This is a genomic window from Pseudomonas rustica, from assembly GCF_018336155.1.
GTDB lineage: Bacteria > Pseudomonadota > Gammaproteobacteria > Pseudomonadales > Pseudomonadaceae > Aquipseudomonas > Aquipseudomonas rustica.
The window spans coordinates 75,177-91,182 of the sequence record NZ_JAGYHF010000006.1; the positions used below are offsets into that span (position 1 = coordinate 75,177).

Annotated in this window: 11 protein-coding genes and 1 pseudogene; 1 reads left to right on the plus strand and 11 read right to left on the minus strand. The window is 59.9% G+C overall.

The features are described 5' to 3' along the window. The first annotated feature begins 42 nt into the window (after positions 1-42). Entirely contained in the window at positions 43-957 is a 915-nt protein-coding gene (locus tag KFS80_RS12850; protein ID WP_212545001.1) for a LysR family transcriptional regulator, read from the plus strand. Between the two features lie 227 nt (positions 958-1,184). Here KFS80_RS12850 and KFS80_RS12855 read toward each other — a convergent pair whose 3' ends face one another. From KFS80_RS12855 to bioB, 11 genes and pseudogenes are all read right to left on the minus strand, one after another. After that, complete coding sequence (locus KFS80_RS12855) at positions 1,185-2,963, minus strand: acyl-CoA dehydrogenase C-terminal domain-containing protein (RefSeq protein WP_159815433.1); 1,779 nt, start codon at positions 2,961-2,963, stop codon at positions 1,185-1,187. Between the two features lie 198 nt (positions 2,964-3,161). Beyond that, the gene (locus KFS80_RS12860; protein ID WP_212545002.1) at positions 3,162-4,958 is read right to left on the minus strand and encodes an acyl-CoA dehydrogenase C-terminal domain-containing protein; all 1,797 of its coding nucleotides are present in this window, start codon (positions 4,956-4,958) and stop codon (positions 3,162-3,164) included. A 90-nt stretch (positions 4,959-5,048) separates the two neighbouring features. Beyond that, positions 5,049-6,338, minus strand: coding sequence for a GGDEF domain-containing protein (locus tag KFS80_RS12865; protein ID WP_212545003.1), 1,290 nt, complete (start codon positions 6,336-6,338; stop codon positions 5,049-5,051). A 196-nt stretch (positions 6,339-6,534) separates the two neighbouring features. Beyond that, positions 6,535-8,637 (minus strand): annotated as a pseudogene (locus KFS80_RS12870) (cytochrome-c peroxidase). Between the two features lie 273 nt (positions 8,638-8,910). Continuing rightward, the gene (locus KFS80_RS12875) at positions 8,911-10,716 is read right to left on the minus strand and encodes an acyl-CoA dehydrogenase C-terminal domain-containing protein (RefSeq protein WP_212545004.1); all 1,806 of its coding nucleotides are present in this window, start codon (positions 10,714-10,716) and stop codon (positions 8,911-8,913) included. A 275-nt stretch (positions 10,717-10,991) separates the two neighbouring features. Next, positions 10,992-11,288, minus strand: a complete 297-nt coding sequence (locus tag KFS80_RS12880) for a hypothetical protein (protein ID WP_053124459.1) — start codon at positions 11,286-11,288, stop codon at positions 10,992-10,994. A 108-nt stretch (positions 11,289-11,396) separates the two neighbouring features. Then, positions 11,397-12,077 carry a dethiobiotin synthase gene (bioD, locus tag KFS80_RS12885; RefSeq protein ID WP_064388198.1) on the minus strand — a complete coding sequence of 227 codons (681 nt, stop codon included), beginning with the start codon at positions 12,075-12,077 and terminating at the stop codon, positions 11,397-11,399. Then, positions 12,074-12,883: a malonyl-ACP O-methyltransferase BioC gene (gene bioC / locus KFS80_RS12890; RefSeq protein WP_212545005.1), complete on the minus strand. Its 810-nt coding sequence runs from the start codon at positions 12,881-12,883 to the stop codon at positions 12,074-12,076. The genes bioD and bioC overlap by 4 nt, the downstream gene beginning before the upstream one ends. Beyond that, positions 12,876-13,607, minus strand: coding sequence for an alpha/beta fold hydrolase (locus KFS80_RS12895; protein WP_212545006.1), 732 nt, complete (start codon positions 13,605-13,607; stop codon positions 12,876-12,878). The genes bioC and KFS80_RS12895 overlap by 8 nt, the downstream gene beginning before the upstream one ends. Continuing rightward, complete coding sequence (bioF, locus tag KFS80_RS12900; RefSeq protein ID WP_212545007.1) at positions 13,600-14,778, minus strand: 8-amino-7-oxononanoate synthase; 1,179 nt, start codon at positions 14,776-14,778, stop codon at positions 13,600-13,602. The genes KFS80_RS12895 and bioF overlap by 8 nt, the downstream gene beginning before the upstream one ends. Before the next feature lie 130 nt (positions 14,779-14,908). Next, positions 14,909-15,964 carry a biotin synthase BioB gene (gene bioB, locus KFS80_RS12905; protein WP_008084274.1) on the minus strand — a complete coding sequence of 352 codons (1,056 nt, stop codon included), beginning with the start codon at positions 15,962-15,964 and terminating at the stop codon, positions 14,909-14,911. Positions 15,965-16,006 lie beyond the last annotated feature (42 nt).

The window sequence follows — 16,006 nt, forward strand, 5'->3', positions numbered from 1 at the left end:
CGGGCCATTTCGTTTTTCCAGCATTTTCGATAAGCATTACTTATGGATTTCAAACAACTGCGTTATTTCGTCGCGGTCTACGAAGAGGGCCATGTCGGCCGGGCGGCGGAGCGCCTGTCGATCTCGCAACCGGCGCTGTCACAGCAGATCCGCCAGCTCGAACAGAACCTCGACGTCACCCTGTTCGAACGCAGCAGCAAACGCCTGCTGCCCACCCTCGCCGCGCACACTTTGTATAACCACGCCTTGCCGCTACTCGACGGTTTGCAACGGGCGCGCGAGGCGTTGGGCAACTTCAAGGGCCAGGCGCTGCGAACGCTGGCGATCGGCGTGTTGCAAACGGTTCACACCAGTCTGGTGCCGCAAATGCTTGAGCGCGTGCGCAAGGCACAGCCGCATCTGGTGGTGCAGATTTATGAATTGACCGGGCTGGAGATCGAGCGACGTTTGCTCAATGGCTCGCTGGATATTGGCATCAGTTATCTACCGCCGCGCCAACCGGGTTTGCATGGCGTGATGCTTTACGAAGATGAACTGACGCTGGTGATCCCGGCGGATCATCCGTTGCGCGAATTCAAGAAAGTCTCGATGCGCCAGGCCGCCGAGCTGCCGATGTTGCTGTTGGGTGAAGAATTCCAGATCCGCCAGATCTGGCAGGCGCAATTGACCGCCCTCGGACGTCGCCCGCAGGTGCAAGCCGAGCTGAACAATATGGTGGGGATTCTCGACAGTCTGCCGCACACCAAACTGGCGACGGTGCTGCCCGGGCGGTCGCAGAAGGAATACGACGATCAGAATCTGCTGTGGAAACCGCTGAGCGAACCACGGGTGCCACTGAAAGTTGGGCTGGTCTGTCGCGATGTGCAGCGCCAGCAGGCGCCGTTGGCGCTGTTGCAGACATTGCTGGAAGAAGTGATGGAGCGCGAAGTCAGGCCGCCGCTCGATCCTTTGGTCTGAGCACTTTTCTGCAGGCAAAAGAAAACCCCGCCGAAGCGGGGCTTTGCAGACTGTTTCCCTGACATCCATTTCACTCCGCCACCCTGGCAGAATCCTACGTGTCCGTGTTGTTGCTTTGCGCTTCCTGCGCGACGTCCATGAAATGTAGATTAGCCGTGGATCCAATCCACGCATATGGGAGAACAGCAGCACGTCATGTAAGCAAATGCTTACATGACGTTACATCGTCAGAATTGCGCCGCATCCAAAAGGAACAACGACTCGCTACCGGCCTTCACCGACGCGCTCAACGAATGAATCCGCGGCAGCAGACGGGCGAAGTAGAAGCGTGCAGTGCCGAGCTTGCTCGCGTAGAAATCGTCCTGCGCTTCTTTGCCCAGCGAGGCCTTGGCCATCAGTGCCCACATGTACGCGTAGGAAACGTAGCCGAACGCTTGCAGATATTCGACCGAGGCCGCGCCGATTTCGTTCGGGTTGTTTTTCGCCCGATCCAGCACCCACGAGGTCAACTCGTCGAGGGTGTTGACGGCATCGTTCAGTGGCTTGGTGAATTCGCCCAGATCGGCGCTCGCGGTGGCAGTGAAGTGGCGGATTTCGTCAGCGAACAGCTTGTAGAACGCGCCGCCGCTGCCGACGATCTTGCGACCGACCAGATCCAGTGCCTGAATGCCGTTGGTGCCTTCGTAGATCTGGGTGATGCGCACGTCGCGCACCAATTGCTCTTGGCCCCATTCGCGGATATAGCCGTGGCCGCCGAAAATCTGCTGGCCGTGCACGGTGGTTTCCAGACCCAGATCGGTGAGGAACGCCTTGGCTACCGGCGTCAGCAGTGCAACCAGATCTTCCGCACGCTTACGGGTGGTGGCGTCTTCGCTGAACTTGGCGGTGTCGAGTTGCATCGCCACGTAGGTGGAGAACGCACGGCCGCCTTCGTTGGAGGCTTTCATGGTCAGCAACATGCGCCGCACGTCCGGGTGGACGATGATCGGGTCTGCAACTTTGTCTTTGTTCTGCGCGCCGGTTGGCGAACGGCTTTGCAGACGGTCGCGCGCATATTCAACGGCGTTCTGATACGAACGCTCGCCGGTCGCCAGGCCTTGGATGCCGACGCCCAGACGCTCGTAGTTCATCATGGTGAACATCGCGTTGAGGCCTTTGTTCGGCTCGCCGACCAGATAACCCACGGCTTCGTCGAAGTTCATCACGCAGGTCGCGGACGCCTGGATGCCCATTTTGTGTTCGATCGAACCGCAGTTCGCCGGGTTGCGCGCGCCGAGGCTGCCGTCGGCGTTGACCATGAACTTCGGCACGAGGAACAGCGAGATACCTTTCGGGCCCGCCGGTGCGTCCGGCAGTTTCGCCAGCACCAGGTGAATGATGTTTTCGGTGAGGTCGTGTTCGCCACCGGTGATAAAGATCTTGGTGCCGCTGACCTTGTAGGAACCGTCGGCCTGAGGCTCGGCTTTTGTACGAATAATCCCCAGGTCGGTGCCGGCGTGCGGTTCGGTCAGGCACATCGAACCGGCCCAGACACCGGCGTACATGTTCGGCAGGTACGCGGCTTTCAGCTCTTCGCTGGCGTGGGCGTTGATCGACAGGCAGGCGCCGGCGGTCAACATCGGGTACAGACCGAATGACAGGCTGGCGGAGTTGACCATTTCTTCGACTTGCGCCGACACGGCTTTGGGCATGCCCATGCCGCCGTATTCGGGATCACCACCAACGCCGACCCAACCGCCTTCAGCGTAAGTCTGATAAGCCTGTGGGAAACCGGCCGGGGTGGTGACGGCGCCGTCGGCCCAGTGGCAACCTTCTTCGTCAGCGGCACGGCTCAGTGGCGCGATGCTTTTGCTGGTGACCTTGCCGGCCTCTTCGAGAATGGCTTCAACGGTTTCGGCGTCGACGGTCTCGGCCAGTGCCGGCAGTTCGGCCCAGAGTTTGGCGACCTCGAACACTTCATTGAGGACGAAGCGCATATCGCGCAGCGGCGCTTTGTAGTCAGCCATGGCAAACCTCGCAAGATCTAAACAGGTTATTCGTGAAGGGTGTTTTCGTTGAGCCCGAGTGTACCTCAACAACTTTTGCGACATATAGGGTCAACCAGTGACTGATTTGTTATTTTTAGTCACCGAAAAAAGATCGCAGCCCCGCCAATCCCAAATTCCCTGTAGGAGCTGCCGAAGGCTGCGATCTTTTGCTTTTTCCTACAGAGAAAACAGTTCAGCAGGCAACTTCATCAAACAATCACTCCCCGCCTCAATCGCCGCCCGATGCGCCGCCGTACGTGGCAACAGTCGCTTAAAGTAAAACTCGCTCGTCGCCAATTTCCCGCGCAGGTAATCCGCCTCACCCTCGCCCGCCTCCAGTTGCGCCTGCGCCACCAGCGCCATGCGCAACCACAGATACCCAAGGATGATGTAACCGCTGTACATCAAATAATCCACCGACGCCGCGCCCACTTCATCCGGGTTCTTCATCGCCGCCATGCCGACCTTCATGGTCAAATCGCCCCACTGCTGATTGAGCTCGTTGAGTTGCGCAACGAAGCTGCCCAACTGCGGATGGTCAACATTGGCCGCGCAGAACTTGTGGACGATCTTGGTAAACCCACGCAGCAACTTGCCCTGACTGCCGAGCACCTTGCGCCCGAGCAGATCGAGCGCCTGAATGCCGTTGGTGCCCTCATAGATCGGCGCAATCCGGCAATCGCGCACCAATTGCTCCATGCCCCACTCGCGAATAAAACCGTGGCCGCCAAATATCTGCATGCCGAGGTTAGTCACTTCCAGCCCGCTGTCGGTCATGAATGCTTTGCAGATCGGCGTGAGGAACGCCAACAAGTCTTCAGCCTCCTGACGCGCCTCGGCATCGCTGTTCAGGTGCGCGGTATCGAGCAGTTGCGCGGTGAAATAGGTCAGCGCGCGGTTACCTTCGTTAAAGGCTTTCATGGTCAGCAACATGCGCCGCACATCGGGGTGGACGATGATCGGATCGGCCGCTTTGTCCGGGGCTTTGGCGCCGGTCAACGAGCGCATCTGCAAGCGGTCGTTGGCGTATTTGATCGCGCCCTGGAAACTCGCCTCGCCCAGACACAGACCCTGCATGCCGGTGCCGAGCCGTGCGTGGTTCATCATGGTGAACATGCAGTTGAGGCCCTTGTTCGGCTCGCCGATCAAGAAGCCCTTGGCGCCGTCGAAGTTGAGCACGCAAGTGGCCGAGGCCTTGATGCCCATTTTGTGTTCGATCGAACCGCAGGACACGCCGTTGCGCTCGCCCGCCTCACCCGCGGTATCGGCGAGGAATTTCGGCACGATAAACAACGAAATACCTTTGGTGCCGGCCGGCGCGTCCGGCAGCTTGGCCAACACCAGATGGATGATGTTGTCGCTCATGTCGTGCTCGCCGGCGGAGATGAAAATCTTACTGCCGGTGACCGCGTAACTGCCGTCAGCCTGCGGCACGGCGCGGGTTTTGATGATGCCCAGGTCAGTGCCGCAATGCGCTTCGGTCAAGCACATGGTGCCCGTCCATTGGCCGGCGGTGAGTTTGCTCAGGTAGGTTTCTTTTTGCTCGGCGGTGCCGTGAGCATGGATTGCCGACATTGCGCCGTGGGTCAGGCCCGGGTACATGCCCCACGAAGTGTTGCTGGAGCCGACCATCTCGCTGATCACCAGCCCCAGCGAACTCGGCAGGCCTTGACCGCCATACACCGGATCCGCCGCCAGACCGTGCCAGCCGCCGTCGACGTATTGTGCGAAAGCTTCCTTGAAGCCTGTAGGCGTTGTCACCACGCCATTGTCGAAATGGCAGCCCTCTTCGTCACCGCTGCGATTGAGCGGTGCCAGAACGTTCTCACAGAACTTCGCGCCCTCTTCAAGGATCGCGTTGATCATGTCCGGGCTCGCGTCATCCGCGCCGAGGACGGCGTAGTTGGCGTGGAAGTCGAAGACGTGATCGATCAGAAAGCGCATGTCGCGCAGCGGGGCTTTGTACTCAGGCATGGTGGCTTCTCCGTCAGCAGATTGCTTCAACCTACTGCCGACCACCACGCCCGACAATCATTGTGCAGACGCTGAATGCGCCGTCATCACTCAACCCGCAGCGGTGTCCATGCGCACCGCGCCACGGCGGTTCTGGCCGAATGCAACGACGCAGTTTCGCCCTGCACCTTTGGCGCTGTAGAGCGCTTCGTCGGCGGATTTCAGGACTTGCTCCGGCGTGCGTTGTTCCAGACGTTCGGCGACGCCGATGCTCACCGTCACCGACACACTCGACGCGCCGGAACCGGCACGACGCTGACGACCTTGCTGATCATCCTGCGGACGGTTTTCCTGATTGCGCAGTTGAATGTTGTAGGACGCAATCGATTCGCGGATCACTTCCAGGTGCGGCATGCACTCCTCAAGGGTTTTGCCTGCGAACACCAGGGCAAATTCCTCACCGCCATAGCGATACGCCCTACCGCCACCGCTGATTTTCGACAGCTTGCTGGCAACCAGACGCAACACTTGGTCGCCGACATCGTGGCCGTGGGTGTCGTTGAATTTCTTGAAGTGGTCGACGTCGCTCATCGCCAGCACATAGTTGCGTCCGAGGCGCTGCATGCGTTCGTTGAGCGCGCGGCGTCCCGGCAAACCAGTCAACTCGTCGCGGAAGGCCATTTGATAAGCCTCGTGCGCAACGGCAGCGGCGATCATCAACATCACCTGGCTGCACATGATGTTCAGGGTGAACGGCAGGATGAAAGTTTTCGGCAGCATCCAGAACACACCGAGCAAACCGACCAATTGCGCCGCGTGCAACGGACGCGGGTTGCGCCAGTATTGCCAGGCCAGCAGCAGGAATGCCGAGATGAACACTGGATACGAGAGCTGGATCAGGCTCATCCATGCACCGTGCAGTGCCGGCCAGCGGATCTCCGACAGCCAGATCAGTAACGCCTGGGGATAACTTTGTTCCAGGCCCAACGCCACGCTGCCGAATATCAGCAAAACAGCGAAGCGCGCGATCATGTCCTGAAACAGGTGCGTGCGCTCCTGCCACGCCGCGAACAGACCGAACAACAACGGCAGCAGCAAGCAGACCAGATGAAACACAACGGCAGCGTCGTCGCGCACCTTGCCGTTGTCGCGGTAATAGTCGGTCTGGGTGTCGAGCAGAAAGTAGGCGATGTACACCGTGAGCATCAGAAACAGTTCGCGCTGGCGGCGGTAAACCGCGCAATAAGCCCCGCCCAGCAACAGCACCAATGTCGGCAACACGTTGAACAGCGAAGTGAAGAATACGTTGAGGTCTTTGACGTACGCAGCCGCCAACCCCGCAAGTAACAACAGCAGTGAGGGTAGGAAATGACTGAAACGTACAGCGGAAGAACGCGGCAAGGGTAAAGCTCCGACCGTCTGGCAAAGTAATGGCATTGTGCCTGCAATGCATGCAGTTAAGCACACACAATGTGATCCAGATCACATGCAGTCTCTTTAACGGCAGAAGGCCTGGGATTCTGAGCGATTTACTCAGTTTTTTACCTTGATCGACGTGCTGGCCATCATTACTGATGGCCAGCCCAGAAAATCGCCCTCAAAGATCGTTGTAGAACGGCAGCAACGGGCCCTCCGCCGGGCTGCGACCTTCGGCACCGTAAGGCTTGAGATTGAGCGCAGCATCCGCTGCCTGGCGAGTCGTGACCTTCGGACTGGCCGGACGTTGGGTTACCGCATTTTCATCACCGACATGGCCCTGCGGAATGACCAGCGATGGATGATCGAACGGCGCCCGCTCCCAGGCCACGCGCGGATCGGTCAGGCCGACTTCCATGAATTTCACCAGCGCATCGATCTCATCCGGGGTCAGGTTGAGATTGGTCATGTCCGGATCGAGGTTCGAGGTGTTGTGCTGATTGGCCGACCGGTGCTCGAAACCGCTGGTGTTGTTGGCGTCCTCACCACGGCGGTCGCCACCACGGTTGTAGAACTCCATCACTTGCTTGAGCGTCGAGCGGCTGCCGTTGTGAAAGTACGGCCCGGTCAGCGCGATGTTGCGCAGGGTCGGGGTTTTGAAGGCGCCGTCGACCGAATCGCGGAAGTTGACGTTAGGTTTGAGCGTGGCGTCGCAGGGGATCGCGGCGCTTAGCGGTGCTTCAAAGGTGCAGACATCGACGTCCAGCGGATCGGCAACGCTGCCGCCCTGCAGCAACTTGTTGTACTGACGGCTGAACGACCATGGATTGCCCCACGCATCTGACCCGCCAAGCGCCAAGTCTTCGGAGGTCGGGCGCACGCCGGTGTTGTAGAAGCCGTTGTCGTAGAGCGTAGTGAGCTTGTCGGCCATGACCATGCGCTCGATGCGTTCACGCGGGTGCATCAGCAAACGGCTGGCAGCGTTGGTCAGCTCCGGGCCCCCGTGGCAGTTCACACATTTGCCCTTGTTGAGGAACAGGTTCATGCCTTCGACTTGCTGCGCGTTCATTGCGGTTGAATCGCCCTGCAGGTAGGCATCGATCGGCGCTTGATCGGAGATCAGCGTGGATTCGTACAGCTGAATCGCCAGGCCGAAGAACAGCGGGAAATTAGCCTCCATCTGCGTGTACGGCGCACCGCCCACCAGCACGTTTTGCGTGGCGTTCCACAGGCGTGGCTGGAAGGCGTTCTTGATCAGTTCGCGGTAGGTCGGACGCCGCGCGCCGGAAACTGAAGCGAGTACTGAATCGTTGGAGGAAATTCGTTGCTGCTTGAGCATTAGCTGATCAAGCATGCGCCGCCCAATGTCGGCGAAGGTGCGACCGCCGCAGGACATCTCCACCCCGCTACCGGGCGGGCCCACCGCTTGTGAGGCGGCGGAGGCGTCGTTGAGCGCGAGTCGGACTTTGCTTGCTACGGTGCTGCGCTCGGCGGTCACGTAAATCCCGGCATCGGGATCGCGATTGCCGAACGGTGAAAAACCGTTGAACACGTTATTCGCCCGACCGTCCCAGAAGTTGCGCACGTTGAACGCCGCGTTGATCACCGACGGCGCGTTACGCCCGGTGCTGCGGCGCACATTGATGCCGCCAACTTGAAAGATGCCATCGGGCTGCTGAGTGCATTTGTCGAAACGTGGCTGATTGGGTTTGACGAAGTTGGCGTCGAATACACCTTGGGAGCCGACCACATCGTCAGTCGAATAAACGATCGGCGAGTTGCGATCCAGTGGATTGCTTAGCACGTGAGTCGGAAAGTCGGTTTTCTTCAGCGTGTAGTTCGGCCCGCCCTTGCCGCCGGACAAGGTCGCGTAGGACGCTACGTCACCGGGGATGTCGGAGGCCACAAAGGGCTTGTTGAAAATCGAGGCGACGTTGGCATTGGTATGCGCCTGGCCGGGGTTGACCTGGTTGGTGATGCGGTGATCGACGCCGGCGTGGTAGTGGCAGGACGCGCACGCGGTGGCGCCATCGCTGCCGACCTCCATGTCCCAGAACAGCGCTTTACCGAGCAGAATCGCGGCGGAGCGGTTGAGCACGTAGTCGGTCATCAAGTCGACCTTGCGCCCGCCTTCTGTCCCCGACGGATCGGGCGGCAGCATGCCGCGCAGCGATTGCAGGCGCGGCACTTACGGTACCGGAGGATCCACTTCGGCGGGCGTTGCGGCCATTGCGCCGGAAGCTGCGAGTGCGAGGGGTAGCCAGACAAGTCGACTGATGTTCATGTGCTTCACCCTGACGGTTGTTGTCATGAAGTCGCCGGGCGAGAGGTGTCGTGGAACAGCAGAGGATTTCTCGTGAGCGCCGGTCAATCAGCGCAGTGCAATTAATTGGCCATCCTTCCGTGAAACATTTTGAATCAATAAACGCTGGGGCCGCGCGATTTCAGCTCACCGTTTCCGCTGGGGAAACGTCCCCAGAGTTGGGGACAAATCCAGCGCAAAAAAAAACCGCTGCACCCGAAGGTACAGCGGTTTTTCAAGAGACTGCGTTAAGGCTTAGTAGCCCAGCGCGAAGTCTTCTTCTTTCATGTCCATCAGGTTGTTGGCGCCCGACAGCATGGTGGCCACGTGGGTACGGGTACGCGGCAGGATGCGCTGGAAGTAGAAGCGCGCGGTTTGCAGCTTGGCGGTGTAGAACGCTGCGTCGCCAGTGCCCTCTGCCAGCTTCGCAGCTGCCAGACGTGCCATGTCGGCCCAGAAGTAAGCCAGGCAGGCATAACCGGAGTACATCAGGTAGTCCACGGAGGCCGCACCTACTTCTTCGCGATCTTTCATGGCAGCCATGCCGACCTTCATGGTCAGCTCGCCCCATTCCTTGTTGATTGCCGCCAGCGGTGCAACGAATTCTGCAACGGCTTCGTTGCCTTCGTTGGTCTGGCAGAACTTGTGGACGATCTTGGTGAAGCCTTTCAAAGCCTCGCCTTGAGTCATCAGCACTTTACGGCCGAGCAGGTCGAGAGCCTGGATACCGGTGGTGCCTTCGTACAGCATCGAAATGCGGCTGTCGCGAACGTTCTGCTCCATGCCCCACTCGGCGATGAAACCGTGGCCGCCGTAGATCTGTACGCCGTGGTTAGCGGATTCGAAACCGACTTCGGTCATGAACGCCTTGGCGATCGGGGTCATGAAGGCCAGCAGTGCGTCGGCTTTCTTCTTCTCTTCTTCATCGACGCCGTATTTGACGATGTCGACCTGTTTGGCGGTGAAGTACACCATCGCACGGTTGCCTTCGGCGAACGCCTTCATGGTCAACAGCATGCGGCGTACGTCTGGGTGAACGATGATCGGGTCGGCAGCTTTTTCCGGCGCTTTCGGGCCAGTCAGCGAGCGCATTTGCAGACGATCGCGAGCGTATTTCAGGCCGCCCTGGAAACCGATTTCGGCGTGGGCCAGACCTTGCAGCGCGGTACCCAGACGTGCGGTGTTCATAAAGGTGAACATGCAGTTCAGGCCTTTGTTCGCCGGGCCGATCAGGTAACCGGTGGCGCCGTCGAAGTTCATCACGCAAGTGGCGTTGCCGTGGATGCCCATCTTGTGTTCCAGCGAACCGCAGGTCACTGCGTTGCGCTCACCGACGGTGCCATCAGCGTTCGGCATGAACTTTGGAACGATGAACAGCGAGATGCCTTTGGTGCCAGCCGGTGCGTCCGGCAGGCGGGCCAGCACGATGTGGACGATGTTGTCGGCCATGTCGTGTTCACCGGCCGAGATGAAGATCTTGGTGCCGGAAACCTTGTAGGAACCGTCGGCCTGAGGTTCGGCCTTGGTGCGCAGCATGCCCAGGTCGGTGCCGCAGTGCGGTTCGGTCAGGCACATGGTGCCGGTCCATTCGCCGGAAACCAGTTTGGTCAGATAGGCTTCTTGCTGCTCTGGCGTGCCGTGCTCGGAGATGGTGTTCATCGCGCCGTGCGACAGGCCTGGGTACATGCCCCACGACCAGTTGGCTTCGCCCACCATTTCGCTCACGGCCAGACCCAGCGACTCCGGCAGGCCTTGGCCGCCGTGCTCAACGTCGTGAGCGAGGCTTGGCCAGCCGCCTTCAACGAATTGCTTGTAAGCCTCTTTGAAGCCAGTCGGGGTTTTCACGCCGGACTCGCTCCAGGTGCAACCTTCGAGGTCGCCCACGCGGTTCAGCGGTGCCAGTACCTGCTCACAAAACTTGGCGCCTTCTTCGAGAATGGCGTCAACCATGTCCGGAGTCGCGTCTGCGCAAGCCGGAAGGCTCTGATAGTGCGCTTCGTAGCCGAGCAGCTCGTCACGAACGAAGCGAATATCACGCAAGGGGGCCTTGTAGTCAGGCATAGCGATAAACCTCTGCTGATGTAACCGGGAATGAACGACCGTGTTGATTTGTTGTGACGGTCAAACAGTTGTTTGAAACATACGTTTACGCCGAAATCTTGTCAAGCGTCGATCTTTTGCCGTTCGTCATCGCAGCTTTCAAACGCCGGACACAGCAAACCGCCATGGACTCGAACGAGCCACGAGCGCTGAAAAAAGATTAGTTGAGGGAGAAGGACTTACAACGAAAAACGCCGCGACAAGGCGCGGCGTTCAGCAGGCAGATGAAGAAGCAATCAGGCAAACGTATCGATGATCGTACCCAACACTTCGTCGGATGCCTTGACGACCTTCGCGCCCAGATCCACTTGGAATTTGCCCTGCGCCATCTGCACCATGTCGCTGCCCGGATCCATTTGCTGGCTGCGATCAACGCCACGCAGACGATCAACCTGAGCTTCCGAGGACTGGCTGGTGACCGAACGTTCGATGGTGGTGTTGGCGATCTGGCTGGCAGCCTGATCCACACGGTTCTGCCCGCTCTGAATCGAGCTTAGCCCCGCATAAAAAGCTGTGTTACCGGAGATTTCCATAACGGTTCTCATCCTTGGGAAGGATCAATAGCCGTCATTGAAGCAGACGCGCCAGAAAAACACCCGTCAAAAACACTAATGGCACAGTGCCTGCTCATAGTGAAAAACTTAGTCGAGCAAATCCAGTTGCAGATGATCGGCCACCGCCTCTGCGCTCAACGCCTTGAGTTTCGGCACCCGGCCCAAACACGGCGCCGGGATCCGCTCAGCCAATGTCGCCAGATTCTCCTCCAGCCGCGACGTCTTCGGATCGATGATATTCGCCACCCACCCCGCCAGTTGCAGACCATCCCGGGCAATCGCCTCAGCCGTCAGTAGCGCATGACTGATGCAGCCCAAGCGCACGCCGACCACCAGAATCACCGGCAGCTTCAGCGCAATGGCGAGATCCGACAAATTATCCTGATCGGCCAACGGCACGCGCCAGCCACCTGCACCTTCGATCAGAGTGAAATCAGCATTCATCGCCAGAATCTCGCGCATCGGCGCCAGCAGCGATTGCACGGTCAACGCCACACCCGCTTCACGCGCCGCCAGATGCGGAGCGATCGCCGGCTCGAACGCCACCGGATTGACCTGTTGATAAGTCAGCGGCACGGAACACTCGGCCAACAGCGCCAGCGCATCCGAGTTGCGCAACCCCTTGGGCGTGACTTCGCAGCCAGAAGCCACCGGTTTGCCCGCCGCCGTGCTCAGCCCGGCCGAGCGCGCCGCGTGCAGCAACCCGGCGGCCACCGTGGTCTTGCCGACATCGGTATCGGTTCCGGTGATGAAATAGGCTGCGCTCATACGGGTTTCTCCAACACGGCGTAGACCACCTGATAAGTCGCCGGCAATCCCGACGCCTCACGGAACTGCTCATAAGCGTCGACCAGCCCAAGAATCCGCGCGCGCCCGGTCAAACCGCCCGGTCGCCCCGGATTCAGATTGTGTGCACCCAACGCCTTCAATTCATGGATCAGGCTGCGCACATCCGGGTAATGCAGCACATGCGCCTGATTTTGCAGACTCAGCGTGCGCAAGCCACTCGCTGCAGACAATTGTTCATAACGGGCAAACTCGCGGAAGCGGTTGACGTGCACCATCCCGTCGACCTGCCGCCAGCTGTCGCGCAACTCAAACAACGTCCCTACACAAAGACTAGCAAACGCAAAAATTCCGCCCGGTTTCAGCACGCGAAAGGCTTCGCTGAGCACCGCCTCGAAATCCGCACACCACTGCACCGCGAGGCTGGAGAAGATCAGATCACAGGTCGAATCCTGCAACGGCAACCGCTCCGCATCACCCGCGATGAAATGCTCGGCACCGCCCAATGGCCGCGCGTGATCGAGCATGCCCTCGGCAATGTCCAGCGCCAGCCCGTGACCCTCGGCAAACCGCGAAGCCAGCGCGCGGGTGAAATAACCGGTGCCGCAACCCAGATCCAGCCAGCGCGCCGGGACAAAATCCGTTGGCAAACGCTGAATCAACTGTGTACCGACATCACGTTGCAACTCGGCGACACTGTCGTAACTGGCCGCTGCACGAGAAAAAGAGGCTGCGACCTGACGCTTGTCAGGCAAGCCGCCAGGCAGCACAAGAGACAAATCAGTCATCACCGCACTCATGTAAAAAAGCCTGGATCGCGCCCGCCAGTCCGTGGGGGTCTTCCAGAAGAAACGCATGACTGGCCTGTTCGATCAGACCAATTTCAATATCCGGCAACAAAGTGAACAATTCTCCCGCTGCTTCCGCCGGCACCAGCGCGTCCTGCCCGCCAAACAGATGCAACTGCGGGCCGCGAAACGCCTGCAGCGCATCGCGGGTGTCGATCTGTGCGAGCAATTCCAGCCCGGCCATCAATGCTGACGGCGCGGTATTCGGCGCGCCGCCGAGCAGCAATCGCGACAAGCCGCGCGGGTCTTGCGCGCCCTGAGCACACAGCAGCGAAAACCGTTTAAGAGTGGTGCGCGAGTCGGCCTGGCAACCGGCGAGAAACGCGTCGAAGGTCTCGCCCGCCATCGCACTCGGCCACTGCTCATGGGCAACAAAACAAGGATTGCTCGCTAATGTCAGTAACCCGCAGCAATGCTCACCACGCCGCGCCGCCAACTCGGATGCGAGCATGCCGCCCAGCGACCAGCCGCCGAGCCATACATCTTGAGGAATGCTTTCATCGAGTTCGTCGAGCCAGTCTTGCAGGTCACTGGAATCCAGTTCCGGCAGCGGCTCGATATCAACTTTCAGATGTTCATCGAGGCCTTGCAACGCCGCGGCCAGAGGCTCCATCGGCGACACACCGAGGCCCCAGCCGGGCAGCAGAATCAGGCGATCACGCATGGCTTGGCTCCAGCGAGAGTTGGGCAAAGCAATCGGCCAGTCCTTCTAACAATAGCTGCACCTGCGCCTCGCTGTGCGCAGCGGTCAGGGTCACGCGCAAACGCGCACTGCCGGCAGGCACGGTGGGCGGACGAATCGCAGTAACCATCAGCCCGCGCTCGCGCAACATCTGCGACAAGCGCAGCGCACGCCCGGCGTCGCCAATCATGATCGGCTGGATCGGCGTGAAGCTGTCCATCAACTCCAGGCCGATCTGCTCGGCGCCACGGCGGAACTGGCGGATCAGCGTCTGCAAATGCTCGCGGCGCCAGTGTTCAGTGCGCAGCAGTTCCAGACTTTTCAGCGTTGCACACGCCAGCGCCGGTGGCTGGCTGGTGGTGTAGATATATGGGCGAGCGAACTGGATCAGGCTTTCGATCAGTTCTTCACTGCCGGCGACGAAAGCGCCAGCCGTGCCGAAGGCTTTGCCGAGGGTGCCGACCAACACCGGCACATCCTCCTGGCTCAAACCGAAGTGTTCGACGATGCCGCCGCCATTCGCGCCGAGCGGCCCGAAGCCGTGCGCGTCATCGACCATCAGCCACGCGCCTTTGGCCTTGGTTTCGCGGGCGAGAGCCGGCAAATCGGCCAAATCGCCGTCCATGCTGAACACACCGTCGGTGACCACCAGCGTATTGCCGGTGGCTTTCTCCAGGCGCTTGGCCAGACTCTCGGCGTCATTGTGCAGATAGCGATTGAAACGCGCGCCGGACAACAACCCGGCATCCAGCAACGAGGCGTGATTGAGGCGGTCTTCCAGCACCGTATCGCCCTGCCCGACCAGCGCCGTGACCGCGCCGAGATTGGCCATGTAACCGGTGGTGAACAGCAGCGCACGCGGGCGACCGGTGAGGTCGGCCAAGGCTTCTTCGAGGGCGTGGTGCGGGCCGCTGTGGCCGATCACCAAATGCGAGGCACCGCCACCAACGCCCCAGCGTTCAGCGCCAGCGCGCCAGGCTTCGATGACTTGCGGGTGGTTGGCCAGACCGAGGTAATCGTTGTTGCAGAAGGCCAGCAACGGTTGGCCATCGACCACCACTTCCGGCCCCTGCGGGGATTCAAGCAGCGGGCGCTGGCGATAGAGATTTTCGGCACGACGGGCAGCAAGGCGTGCGGCGAGATCGAAAGACATGCAGGCCTCACATCTGAAAAATGACTGTGTAGGAGCTGCCGCAGGCTGCGATCTTTTGATGTTGTTTTTTAAAAGACAAGATCAAAAGATCGCAGCCTTCGGCAGCTCCTACATGGAATCCGTGGGGCGATCAGACGGCGGCGTTGTAGAACTGCTCGCTGCTCTTCTGCTCCACCAGCGCCTGCTCGATCGCGGCCTGGTGAACCTCGTCGGCATGCTCTTCACGCGCTTCCGGCTGGATGCCCAGACGTGCAAACAATTGCATGTCCTTGTCCGCCTGCGGGTTGGCGGTGGTCAGCAGTTTGTCGCCGTAGAAAATCGAGTTGGCACCGGCGAAGAACGCGAGGGCCTGCATCTGCTCATTCATCGCTTCGCGGCCAGCGGACAGGCGCACGTGGGATTGCGGCATGAGGATGCGCGCCACCGCGAGCATGCGGATAAAGTCGAACGGGTCGATGTCTTCGGCGTTTTCCAGCGGCGTGCCGGCGACTTTCACCAGCATGTTGATCGGCACCGATTCCGGATGCTCTGGCAGGTTGGCCAGTTGAATCAGCAGATTGGCGCGATCGTCCAGCGACTCGCCCATGCCGAGAATCCCGCCCGAGCAGATCTTCATCCCCGACTCACGCACGTAGGCCAGCGTTTGCAGGCGCTCGCTGTAAGTGCGGGTGGTGATGATGCTGCCGTAGAACTCAGGCGACGTGTCGAGGTTGTGGTTGTAGTAATCGAGGCCGGCCTTGGCCAGCGCTTCGGTCTGATCCTGATCGAGACGGCCGAGGGTCATGCAGGTTTCTAGGCCCATGGCTTTCACGCCTTCAACCATTTTCAGCACGTACGGCATGTCTTTCGCCGACGGATGTTTCCACGCCGCGCCCATGCAGAACCGCGTTGAGCCGATGGCCTTGGCGCGCGCCGCCTCTTCGAGAACTTTCTGCACTTCCATCAGCTTTTCTTTTTCAAGACCGGTGTTGTAGTGACCGGACTGCGGGCAGTACTTGCAGTCTTCCGGGCAGGCGCCGGTCTTGATCGACAACAGGGTCGAGACCTGCACGCGGTTGGCGTTGAAATGCGCGCGGTGCACCGTTTGCGCCTGGAACAGCAAGTCGTTGAAGGGCTGTACGAAGAGTGCTCTGACTTCGGCCAGAGACCAGTCGTGACGCAGGGTGGCGGTGGTGCTCGCGCTCATGGGTAATTCCTTGGTTATGCTTGGTTCGCGACTGAGGAAACG